At 59.4% G+C, this 11,644-nt stretch carries 8 protein-coding genes and 2 pseudogenes; 5 read left to right on the top strand and 5 right to left on the bottom strand.

The window, feature by feature from the left end; all coding sequences use genetic code 11:
- On the top strand, positions 1 to 209 hold a 209-nt coding region (locus D6B98_RS40635), incomplete at its 5' end, for a co-chaperone GroES (protein ID WP_502699967.1).
- Between the two features lie 85 nt (positions 210 to 294).
- On the top strand, positions 295 to 1,935 hold the full coding sequence (gene groL / locus D6B98_RS38865) for a chaperonin GroEL (protein ID WP_126262159.1): 1,641 nt from the start codon (positions 295 to 297) through the stop codon (positions 1,933 to 1,935).
- A gap of 218 nt (positions 1,936 to 2,153) precedes the next feature.
- On the opposite strand, the gene D6B98_RS38870 is transcribed toward groL, so the two are convergent.
- Positions 2,154 to 2,459 carry a hypothetical protein gene (locus D6B98_RS38870; protein WP_126262160.1) on the bottom strand — a complete coding sequence of 102 codons (306 nt, stop codon included), beginning with the start codon at positions 2,457 to 2,459 and terminating at the stop codon, positions 2,154 to 2,156.
- A gap of 235 nt (positions 2,460 to 2,694) precedes the next feature.
- Here D6B98_RS38870 and D6B98_RS42110 point away from each other — a divergent pair, with 235 nt between their 5' ends.
- The 3 genes and pseudogenes from D6B98_RS42110 to D6B98_RS41280 all read left to right on the top strand — a co-directional run.
- Positions 2,695 to 3,015, top strand: a complete 321-nt coding sequence (locus D6B98_RS42110) for an alpha-L-arabinofuranosidase family protein (protein ID WP_478271736.1) — start codon at positions 2,695 to 2,697, stop codon at positions 3,013 to 3,015.
- A gap of 263 nt (positions 3,016 to 3,278) precedes the next feature.
- Positions 3,279 to 4,823 carry an acyl-CoA dehydrogenase family protein gene (locus tag D6B98_RS38875; protein ID WP_164719158.1) on the top strand — a complete coding sequence of 515 codons (1,545 nt, stop codon included), beginning with the start codon at positions 3,279 to 3,281 and terminating at the stop codon, positions 4,821 to 4,823.
- A 140-nt stretch (positions 4,824 to 4,963) separates the two neighbouring features.
- Positions 4,964 to 5,223, top strand: a pseudogene (locus tag D6B98_RS41280) (IS66 family transposase); the annotation flags it as partial.
- Here D6B98_RS41280 and D6B98_RS38880 read toward each other — a convergent pair.
- From D6B98_RS38880 to D6B98_RS38895, 4 genes and pseudogenes are all read right to left on the bottom strand, one after another.
- On the bottom strand, positions 5,223 to 5,897 hold the full coding sequence (locus D6B98_RS38880) for an IS110 family RNA-guided transposase (protein WP_235884958.1): 675 nt from the start codon (positions 5,895 to 5,897) through the stop codon (positions 5,223 to 5,225). The pseudogene D6B98_RS41280 and the gene D6B98_RS38880 sit on opposite strands and share 1 nt — an antisense overlap.
- Before the next feature lie 335 nt (positions 5,898 to 6,232).
- Positions 6,233 to 6,820: pseudogene (locus D6B98_RS42115) on the bottom strand (Ulp1 family isopeptidase); the annotation flags it as partial.
- A gap of 924 nt (positions 6,821 to 7,744) precedes the next feature.
- A complete protein-coding gene (locus tag D6B98_RS38890; RefSeq protein ID WP_126262163.1) occupies positions 7,745 to 8,872 on the bottom strand; it encodes a hypothetical protein in 1,128 nt (375 codons plus the stop codon).
- Between the two features lie 2,316 nt (positions 8,873 to 11,188).
- Positions 11,189 to 11,629 carry a YopT-type cysteine protease domain-containing protein gene (locus D6B98_RS38895; protein ID WP_349644833.1) on the bottom strand — a complete coding sequence of 147 codons (441 nt, stop codon included), beginning with the start codon at positions 11,627 to 11,629 and terminating at the stop codon, positions 11,189 to 11,191.
- Positions 11,630 to 11,644 lie beyond the last annotated feature (15 nt).

An 11,644-nucleotide genomic window follows, 5' to 3' on the forward strand; every position in this document is an offset into this window, starting at 1 on the left:
TCGCGGGTCAATCTTGCCCGCCGTCAGGCAGAAACTCCACTTATCGCGCTGTTCAGATTTGCGGGACCAGCTCAGTCGGGGACCGTGTGCTGTTCGGCAAATGGTCGGGTACCGAAGTCAAGATCAATAGCGAGGAGCTGTTGATCATGAAGGAGAGCGACATCATGGGCGTTCTCACAGATGTGTTTTCCAACAAGAAAGCCGCCTAACCCAGCGCTCGCACAGCTCACTACCTGAAGAGCGCCCACCTAGGCGCGCTGAAGGGTGATAAAATAAGAACTGAGGGAATTCTTAATGTCAGCCAAAGAAGTCAAATTCGGAGTAGACGCGCGGGACCGTATGCTGCGCGGCGTCGACATCCTCGCCAATGCCGTGCAGGTCACGCTCGGTCCGAAGGGCCGCAACGTCGTGCTCGACAAGTCGTTCGGCGCGCCTCGCATCACCAAGGACGGCGTTGCCGTCGCCAAGGACATCGAACTCGACGACAAGTTCGAGAACATGGGCGCCCAGATGGTGCGCGAAGTCGCTTCGAAGGCGGCGGATGCTGCCGGCGACGGCACCACCACTGCGACCGTCCTGGCCGCCGCGATAGTCCGCGAAGGCGTGAAGTCAGTTGCCGCCGGTATGAACCCGATGGACCTGAAACGCGGTATCGACCTCGCGGTCGAAGCCGTCGTTGCGGACCTCCAGAAGAACTCCAAGAAGGTCACCTCGAACGAGGAGATCGCCCAGGTCGGCACCATTTCGGCCAACGGCGACCAGGAGATCGGCAAGTTCCTCGCCGACGCCGTGAAGAAGGTCGGCAACGAAGGCGTGATCACGGTCGAAGAGGCCAAGTCGCTCGAGACCGAACTCGACGTCGTCGAGGGCATGCAGTTCGACCGCGGCTACATCTCGCCCTACTTCGTGACCAACGCCGATAAGATGCGCGTCGAGATGGATGATGCCTACATTCTCATCAACGAGAAGAAGCTCTCCTCGCTGAACGAGCTGCTGCCGCTGCTCGAGGCCGTGGTGCAGAGTGGTAAGCCGCTGGTCATCGTCGCCGAGGACGTCGAAGGCGAAGCCCTCGCGACCCTCGTCGTTAACCGTCTGCGCGGCGGCCTCAAGGTTGCGGCCGTCAAGGCTCCGGGCTTCGGCGATCGCCGCAAGGCCATGCTGCAGGACATCGCGATCCTGACCGGCGGCCAGGCGATCTCGGAAGACCTCGGCATCAAGCTCGAGAACGTCACGCTCAACATGCTCGGTCGCGCCAAGAAGGTGATGATCGACAAGGAGAACACCACGATCGTCAACGGCGCCGGCAAGAAGGCCGACATCGAGGCGCGCGTGGCCCAGATCAAGGCGCAGATCGAGGAAACCACCTCGGACTACGACCGCGAGAAGCTCCAGGAGCGTCTGGCCAAGCTCGCCGGCGGCGTCGCGGTGATCCGCGTCGGCGGCGCGACCGAGGTCGAGGTCAAGGAGCGCAAGGATCGCGTTGATGACGCGATGCATGCGACCCGCGCGGCCGTGGAAGAAGGCATCGTCCCGGGCGGCGGCGTCGCCCTGCTCCGTGCTTCCGAGCAGCTCAAGGGCCTGCGCACCAAGAACGACGACCAGAAGACCGGCGTCGAGATCGTGCGCAAGGCGCTGTCCTGGCCGGCCCGCCAGATCGCGATCAACGCCGGTGAAGACGGTTCGATCGTGGTCGGCAAAGTCCTGGACAACGAGCAGTACTCTTATGGCTTCGATGCGCAGACAGGCGAGTATAGCAACCTTGTCTCCAAGGGCATCATTGACCCGACCAAGGTCGTGCGCATCGCGGTCCAGAACGCCTCCTCGGTTGCCGCTCTCCTGATCACGACGGAAGCGATGGTTGCCGAGCTGCCAAAGAAGGCTGCGGCTGGTCCAGCAATGCCTCCAGGCGCCGGTATGGGCGGTATGGACTTCTGATCTACTCTGCCAAAGTGTCGATGACCATGCAAAACCCCGGCGGGAATGCCAGGGTTTTGCTTCGGCGGGCTTGCAACATAACCCTAGCAAGCCGCTGTGTGTCAGAAGGTTGCGTAATCGATGCTGTTGCGCATACGGTCGGGCAAATCACGGGGAATGACTTTCTTGAGGATGCAGCGGGACCGAACCTTGGACTACCCAGAACGACTCGGAACGTGCTAGCGGGCTGGCTGCGCCCCGTGGGTTTGCCGTAAAATTGGCGAGTTGTTGCCGATTGCTCTCTTTATTGTTGTAGTGTTTGCGCCCAATATCTCCACGACGCCGCTGCCGCTGCCGCTGCCAAAGGCTCGTACTGCTAGATGCGGATCGGCTTCATGGAGTTCTCTCCAGTGTCGGCACGCATTTTCATTTGTTCCTTTCGCAGAGCAGCAGGCCACGTCGTAACTGTCATCAGCCGCAGGCCGGCCGAGAAGAACATCAGGAAAGCCACAGTTCTGATCGATCGCGACTTCACCATTGGTCACACGAACTCTCGTCTGTTTGGTGCTTTCGTCTTTCGTCGAACATCGGGGCCGATGCATCTACGGTAGCATCTACGAGCCCGGCCATCGGAGCGTAGACGAAAGAGGTTTTCGGAGGGCCGTGCTGGCGCTGGTGAAGGAGCTCGGCCCGCCCGTCGTTCGATATCCTGGCGGCACGGTTACAATTGGGAGGACGGTGTTGGACCACTAGAGACGAGGCCGGCGCGCCTCGATTTGGCTGGTTGAGCACCGACCCGACAGCTTCGGCACCAATGAATTCATGGACTGGCGCCGGGCCGCCGATGTCGCGTCGATGATTGCCCTCAATCTGGGGACCCGCCGCGGCGATGCCGCTCGCAATTTGGTCGAACACTGCAACCATCCTGGAGAAGCTGTGTGGTCGGAGCTTCGCCGCAAGCACGGCTGGCGGGCGCCTCATGGGATCAAGCTGTGGTGCCTCGGCAATGAGATGGATGGGCCGTCGCAGATAGGGGCAAAGGAGCGCCGCTGCCTACGGGGCAGTTGCAAGAGAGGCGGTCTAGATGATGCGGCGGGTTGACGCTACCATCGAACTTGCGGTGTGCGGTTCATCGTTGCGCAACATACCTAGTTTTGGCCAATGGGAAGAAACGAACGTGCGCCTCCGATAGGCCCGACAAGACTTATCTTGATGAGAGTCCACGCAGCGGTCGCAATAAGTCGACGTCCCGCAGAACGTGCTTATACTGGGCTTACATCCACACTATACCAATGTGTAACCGAGATAGCCGCGGGGATGAATTGGCATGAAGCGCGACCGGGTTCATTGTGGGCCTTATGGCCATGTATACTCAGGTTTATGCCCAATTCCGGGAGGCGCAGGAACGCACGGCCGAACGCCGTGCAGCTGCACTATACTCCAATTTGATCGCTGACCTCAGTCAGCTAAATTTCGCCGACGCGGATGACCGCCGAGCATTCCCTCCAACCCTACACAGCATATTGGCAAGGCATGGACTGTTCGGGCTCACCACACCAGGAGAGCACGGCGGATTAGCTCTTCCCCTAGAGGAGGCCATCAACCTCATCTCTGCCACTGCATCCTTCGATGTCTCCGCTGCCTCTACCCTCGTCATCCATAACTTCCTGGCCTTGCCCTGCATCCAAGCGGCACCGCACATCCCGGAACAAAACCATATCATTTGGGGTGCAACACGCGGCGATCTCTGCGCTTTCGCTTTGACGGAGCCCGGAGCTGGCTCGGCCCCGAGGCACATAGAGGCTTCGGCCCTCATGCGCGAAGATAAAGTTCGTATCTCTGGCCGCAAGATCTGGATCGGCCTCGCTGACTGGGCTCGCTGGATCGTTTGCTTTGCGCGCGCGTCTGGACCCGATGCGAAAGGTCGGCTCGTTGGTGTACTCGTTGACAGGCAGGCTCCAGGCCTCAAGGTCACGCACGAGCATCGCACACTGGGTCTGCGTGGCATCATTCAGAATACCCTGGAGTTCCACGATGTTGAGGTGCCGCGTTCTTACGTGCTCTCTCGCGATCAAGACGGCTGGGGCGCTGCCTCATCTAGCATGAACCGCGGCCGTATCGGTGTGGCTGCTATGGGTCTTGGAGCCCTTGAGCGCGCTATCCAGGTCGCAGCCTCTTATGCAAGCCATCGCCGACTCGGTAAACTGCGCATGATCGAGAACAGCTACATCGAGCAGTTATTTGGACAGATGGTGCTGCGGCGGGAAGTCGTGAAGGCGATGCTGGCCGCATCATGCCAACTTGTTTCAGCGCAGGGCGCGCCAAACGTCCACCTTGCGTCGGCAACGAAGGTTTTGTCCTCGGAGTGGTGCGGCCTTGTCGCTGATCAATGCGTCCAGCTGTTAGGTGGCCGTGGTTACGACGAGGGAGCGCCTTTAGCCAAAATCTATCGAGACGCTCGCATCCTTCGCATCTTCGAAGGTCCGACTGAGGCGCTCCTATCGCATCTCGGTCGCTGCCTCCTCTCTAAAGCCACGCGTGACGAAATAGCCGATCTCTTTCGATCAGTTGGAGCGGCATCAGTCCATGGTGCTGCAATTGAGCAGCTCTCTGGGCTCAATGAGACAGACGGTGCCGTGCTGATCTATGCGGGTTGGCTCACCACATTGGGGCTGGCAAAAGCTGTCATGTCTGCTGGCTGCTTCTCTGCCTCAGATTGCGCCGCAGCGGCGGCTGACCTCGTCAGTTCCGAACTTGCAACTCTCCGTACTCGCGCGCCGGCCCGGCAATCTGTCGAAGTCCGCAATTGGGCTAGTCGGACTCTCACCACCTTCCTTGAAGACGCGGCTTGTTCGATTCGCTCACCTGTCCTCACGGACGATTACCTTAGATTAGTGCAGTATGTCTGACATCTGGCCGATGCCGGACGTCTTTCCACCTGGTGGTCCCGCGCGCGACGATGCAACCGCGGAAAGGCGAAGCATCCCTGATGCACTGCCACGTCTAATTCCGGCAGGCTGCTATGAGGGCCTAACCTAATCGCGCTCCGGTGAGACACCTCGATGCGTCGTTCGATATCCAGCGCACCATCAACGGCCGGGACGCCGACGTGACCGGCCGTCCGCCACGGAAAGAGCAAGCCGCTTCTTGAGCACATGCACGTGGTTGCGGGGCGCGAAACCCTCTCGCCCTCCACCGAGGTCCTGAAGCCTACGAAGTAACATGCTCAGGCGCTGGAACGACTTCGCCCGCTTCCTCGACGATGGCGGGATCTGCTTGACCACGGATGGTGTTGAGAAGCCCTATCGTCAGTTCAAGGCCACTTTTTTTGGCTTCTCCTTCCAGGCCGCCACCATCCGCTCGTACGCCTGCTCGACGCGTGCGACATAGCCAGCTTCCCGCTCACGCAGTTCCTTGATCCAGTAGTCCCGACCCGGGCCAGCCTTGCCATAGGCACGAGGCGCTCCAGCCTTGAGTGCCACCTTCCGGAGTTTCATCGCTGTGAACGCCGGTCGTGCGTAAGCATAATCTTTCCCGGTCGTCAGGACGTGCCAGATCATCACTGCGAGCTTACGTGCCGTGGCGACGGCCGCGACTCCAGGCCCATGCTTCTTCTGTATGCGATTGAAGAAGGCCCGCAGCGGCCCGGGCGCCGTCTTGGCCGACCAGGCCGCTTCAACCAGCATCTTGCGGGCGTCACGATTGCCCTGTTTCGAGATACGGCCATGCCTTGCCGGATGCTCTCCCGATTGCCGAACTCGAGGGGTCAAACCGAAGTAGCTGCTGAGCTTATCCGGTGATTGGAAGCGTGCGATGTCGCCGATGGAGGCCAGTACACTCGATGCGACGACCGAACTCACGCCGGGGATCGTCATCAGCTTGAGAGCCCGTGGATCATCCAGAGCCTGTTGGGCCACGACTTTGTCGATTTCCGATAGTTGCTTCGTCACGCGTTCGAGTTCCGTGATAAGACGCTGGAGCATCGCACGCTCCTCCGATGGAAGAGGCAGACTGTCCAGCCAATGCTGTCTGAGGTCCTGGTCCGGATCGCCGACCTTCCCGCGACACGCCTGCACGAACTGCTGCCCTGGGAATAGAAGCTCCTGCGCCAGGCCGATAAGCCCGCCGGTCACCAGGCCGCCTGACCTTCACACAGCTGATCGTAGAGCTCGTTGTGCCCGCGCACATTCGTCAATCAGCCGGCCTTCGTCGTATGCGCACTCAGCTCCTCAGGTGAGACACTATGATGCTCTGCGAACACACCGATGGCGGATCTTCGATCGGCGAGAAGCGCATTTGACTCGGTCGCACACCCTGTTCAGTTGAAGCCGACACCAGCGCCTAGTCGGTCCCCCAGTGCCTGCCGACTGATGACGAGATTATTGAGGTTCAGGTCCGGCCGTCTTGCTGCCAATCGCCTAACTAGTTCCCGGGTGCCGTCCACGACAAAGACGCCGCAGTCATAACCGTTCTGCTGCTGTCTTATCGGGGCCTGTTGCAGGTGAGCGTCGAGCCGTCGTGCGAGCTCCGCTGAGGGCCTGTCATTATATCCCTGCGTGGAGTCATAGTGATAAGCGACCGGCCGGTCCCGATCGCGGCGATCAACCAGCAGCAGCGACCAGTGACTGCCGCGCCGATGTCTATCCGTATTGCTGGCATCGCTTACCGGCAGGAACAGGAAGTCGGCTGTATCATGGAGAAACCACCCTAATGCTCGTTCGGCGACCTCCTTGGAGGGGGATCGCAACATTTGGGCAATCAGGGGATCCACGAACCGCGTCCGGGCGGCGAGATCCGGATTGTTCTGCTGCAACTCATTCGCCAGGAGCTCATAGTCCTGCTGGATATGCTCGTCACCCAGCCACTGCGTGGGGCCTAGCACGGGTCCGCTGCGGTGACCGGAAGAGGCAACGCTAGCCGAGGAGCCGATCTGAGCACCCGGGACAGGAGACGGGCGAGGATGATGGATGAATTGCGCACCGCGGCGTCCTCGCGGCCCCAATGTGATCGAGTACTCACCGTTGATGGAGACCTCGGTTGGGCCGCTGAACTGGGTCGGCAGGACCCCGATGTTATCCAGGACATCGAGTAAGAAATTTGGCGCCGGCTGGGAGCCATGCTGCCAATCCATGTCGACTCGGTCTCCGATGTCCTCAAGCTCTTGAAGTACGCCCGACCGCCCGACGAAGAACGTGGGTTCACCGGCAGGGCTGAGCACCGGCGCTGACTGAGCATCGTCACGCATCTGCTGCGGTATGTATGGCAGATCAACGAAAGAGTTGAGACCGCGGTAGATGTCTGACGATTGAGCTGGCACGTCTGATATTTCAGTGAAGACCGGCGATTTGGCGGCAGCTTCACTCACCGGCGCCGACTGAGCATCGTCTCGCATCTGCTGCGGCGTGTACGGCAGATCAACGAAGGACTGAAGACCGCGGAAGGTGTCTGCCGACCGCAGCTGGCGCGTCCGATGGTCCGGTGAAGAGCGGCGATTTGGCGGCAGCCCCACTCACCGGCGCCGACTGGGCACCGTCTCGCATCTGCTGCGGCGTGTACGGCAGATCAACGAAGGACTGAAGACCGCGAAAGGTGTCTGCCGACTGAGCTGGCGCGTCCGATGGTCCGGTGAAGAGCGGCCGTCTGGCGGCAGCCCTACTCACCGGCGCTGACTGAGCATCGTCTCGCATCTGCTGTGGCGTGTACGGCAGATCAACGAAAGACTGAAGACCGCGGAAAATGTCTGGCGACCGAGCTGGCGCGTCCAACGGTCCGGTGAAGTGGGGCGGTCTGGCGGCAGCCCTACTCACCGGCGCTGACTGAGCATCGTCTCTTACCTCCTGCGAGGTGTACGGCAGATCAACGAAAGAGTCGAGACCTCGGTAGATCGCCGACGACCCATCTGGCACAGCTTCCGGCGTCGGCCACTCAAAATCGTGCGGCAAGTGCGGCGACCACGTAGAGTTCGACTCGCCACGCCGCGGCTCGCCACCCGCCTGCTCGGAGGAGACGCCCAGCGCAGCGTTCGCCTCGACGAGCCATAGGTAGCTCCGAAGACGATCGAAGCCCATGTCAGCATTTCGACTAGCTTTTTAAAGTCCGTGTGATCGTCGTTCAACGACTTTTGCTGCTCACTGGTGCCGGTCAGTCGGCTCACTATGCTCCCTCGCCCATTGCTTTGGAGCCAAGCACCGAATCTTCGTTGGTTGCCGGCCAGATCTTGAACATCTTTTCTCCGGCGAGTCTCCTCGGGTTTGAGCATGCTCAACTCTGCTTTTTCCAGGCCGTCAATGATGCGGGCGTCATCGGGATGAAGATGCAATGTGCGCGACGGGACAGCATGACCGCTGCGCTTTCGAGACGGACCCGCTTCGGCAACGTGCTCGGCATCGCCAACCTTGTTTAACGCGAACAATAGATGCTCGTCCTTCGGGAACAACTTCTGAGCGAATTCAATACGCGCAGCGTGGTCTAGTCCGGATATCGAGTGGCCCGCAAGATTAAGCGCGTTAGAAAATCTGCGAAGACTACGATCATGACGAGCAGCGCTACCCGACGTCATGCCACTGGCATTAAGCCGCTCTGAGAGGGGCGCGTCGTCCGCTGAGGGGATTGTGCGCGGCCGCCCGCCAGAAGCTACATAGCTCGGGTCATGATACGCACGAAGAACACTCAACCCTTTCTTTATGCCTTCGTCGTTAGGGAAGTAAGTCTTGACGTGACGGACCAGGGACTCGTGGTCCCCCAGATCAATCTTTTGGCGATGAGCGCCAAGATGATTTCCAAGTCGGCGAAGCACCTGAGTATAGCGCTTAACCGTCGTCGGTTTTGGGTTTTTCTGAGCTGCATATTGGGCAATCGCCTTATCGATAATGTCCCGATGTTCTGCAGAGAGATGGGGATGATAGTTGCGGCCGCCACCGGAGACAGGACCCGGATCGGGTGGGCGCGCCTCCGCCAAGTTCTGCTCAAAGCCCTCTTGCCCGGCATGCCCCCCTGCGGCTCTTCCAAGACCGCGTGCTGCACCCGGGACCAAGCTGTTACATTGGATGGATCGAAATTGTACGGGTCCACGATAGCCTCACGTCCAAGAAATCAATTGAGCTGATCCTATTATGGATAGGCTTTCCAGAAGCTGACGAGGCCGTCGCTCGCAAAGCAATGCATCGCCACATCGGCAAAACGACCGACCCGCGGCTCTCAATCGTCGCGGGGCTTCATGGGTTTCAGGGCCCGCCTTGCTCTCGGCCGATGAAGCCTTCCGGCGGCATGGGAACCGACGACTCGTCATTGCTTTGCTTGAAACGGCATACCGGCGGCCCCGCACTTGTCCGCGGTCGATCTTCTCTCCCGGCTGGAAGCGTCTGCGCGCGGTCGGTTGAGCGGCCATCAGCGACGTACCCTGCAGTGATTGCTGAAGTATTGGCGATCAAAGGCCGCTCGACGGCTCATAAGCACCGCAGAGATCAAACTAGCGGTCCGAGCTTCATGTTTTAGGATCTAATCTCGACAGGTTATTTCGTCGAACACCGCAAGCCGTTCGCTCGCTACGGCGCTCTGGAGGGCGCGCTTCGCGAGCGGCTTGCTCGACTCGCGGCAGCTGATTCAGGAGAGACTACCGTGGGCTTCCGGCCACAATATCGACAAACAAGGAGTTCGTGAAGTAAGCGTAGATCGGATCCCGTTTTGACTGGCGCTTCACCGTTATATTAGCCCGCGCGCCGCGCTGACGCGCCTTCCACTTTCCGGACAATGCGAAGAGATCGGCATCACTGTCCGCCAATGAAGTGGCGATCAAATCTATGGGCCGCACGGGCGCACATGGTCCTGTTCGGGAGAAGACGGCTCACCCTGTGACATCGAGGTATTCGACATCGCCCGACCCAACCGCCGACATCTTCCGGAGGACGCGACCGAGGGCATCGGGTAACAGTGAAAGGCCGTTCGTTGGCCTGGTGTCCGATCACTTTCGAGCTTGATCGGATGCGCCCGGCTGTCATCGAAGTCTCGGAGGTAAAGGATCATCTTTCGTGAATGATGTCGCAGAGCCGGGCCTTGCAAATATCGATAGGCTTCTGCTGACATCATCTCGCGGCACATATTATATGTGAGTTTCACGACCTCTTTGAAGAGATCGGCTTATGTCTATGCTTGACCATACTCTTAGGTCGGACGCCCGCTGGACAGATGGGTGGCTTCCAGTCAGGAGGGCCACCGGCCGCTTTCGTTTTTGTGAATCGCGTCGGGTTCGTCAGCTTTCGGAAAGCTAGTCATTCTACAGTGACGTCGAAGTTAGCGGCTCGTGGTAGGGACAGCGCTTGCCCTGTGTATGCGTGGGGCTTTTGGGCGCCGAGTCACGTTTCTGCTAACTTCAACCAGTGCGGGCGTGGCAGCGACAGCGTCTGATTCACCGTCCTGACCAGCGCCGAGTCGCGCCCGCGCTGCTTCCGGTGTGGCACTGGGGTCATATGTAAGCCCTCGGATCTTCCAGAACTAATAGCCAGCTCCGGAGAGGGGATCCAGGCCGTAAATTCGAAAATTGTTGAAGGACCTTGTAGTCGGCTCGCCCAAAAGCTTGCCCGTTAGGCTTGAAACGAACACAGTGCATAGTGTTATCAGTTTCGGTTCCGGTGCTGAGATCTTCAACCAGAGCCGGACCTCAGCGAAAGCGCAATGACGAGGACAAGCACGGATTGTTGCCGAGCTCGTGGCGAGCGTCGACCCGGTCGTGCGATGGTGCGACGGCACGCATTGTCGTTGACAGCAGCTGTTTGGCTGGCGAGGTCAGTGGAGAAGCGGCCGGTGACGATTCTAAAGCAGACGAAAATACAACTGGTGCCGATTGTTTTGGATGCGTGATGCCCGCCCTTAGCCCTTAGCCCCGCGCGCAAGAGCTAAAGGCGTCGAAACCCACACGAGGAGCTTAGCCAACTTTCAGGAAAGTCTAACGGGCCGCCGGTCCTGCATGAGTTGCAAGCGCAGCCCATTCAGACTTTGACGCGCCAGCGCACGAGCTCATCAATCTGAGTGACCGACCAGCCTCTCTCTGAGCATTTTCCCCTTGCTGCATTACTTCCAGAGAGCTTCGGCCGAGCATGGCCTCCAACGTCCGAAGGGGGCGCTGTGAGCTCTGCTTCACGTCGGGCGCGCGTCAGGGCGCCACAATCCATGTTTCCTGCTGTAGTTGCACTGCCGGACGCGAGGCGGATGTCCGGCATCGACCGCGAAAGGATCCACTCGCGGGCCTCGGCCAAGTATGTTGCAACCTCCCAAACACTCACGTCATCCTTAGTGTGACGACAGTCGATATATCATGTCGGTTCGGGTTCCAGTAGCGGTAGGCGAGACTTTTGAACAACTCACCCATCTGATCTGAGCGAACAGTAAATTCCCCATAGTTGGGATCAAAGAGGGTCGTCATTCCATTCGATGTCGACGTTGCGATTGTGTGGGCGCCACCTGCGGCGAAACGCAAGCTGACCAAGTAGATCGACCGATCGTCGGCGACCTCATTCACGATCTGGTCAATGCGCGAAGATGTACCAAATCTATATCGCGTCTCTTGGGCGAACGGCTCTAGACCGGCTTCGCGTAACATCGTCCTTTTTGCCTGAAGGTTGTGGGACCCTTCCGCCCTATTCCTTCGCAACAGACTCTTGAGCTGGTCCCGCAAATCTGAACAGCGCGATAAGTGGAGTTTCTGCCTGACGGCGGGCAAGATTGACCCGCGAAT

Source organism: Bradyrhizobium sp. LVM 105 (assembly GCF_003957705.1).
Taxonomy (GTDB): domain Bacteria; phylum Pseudomonadota; class Alphaproteobacteria; order Rhizobiales; family Xanthobacteraceae; genus Bradyrhizobium; species Bradyrhizobium frederickii.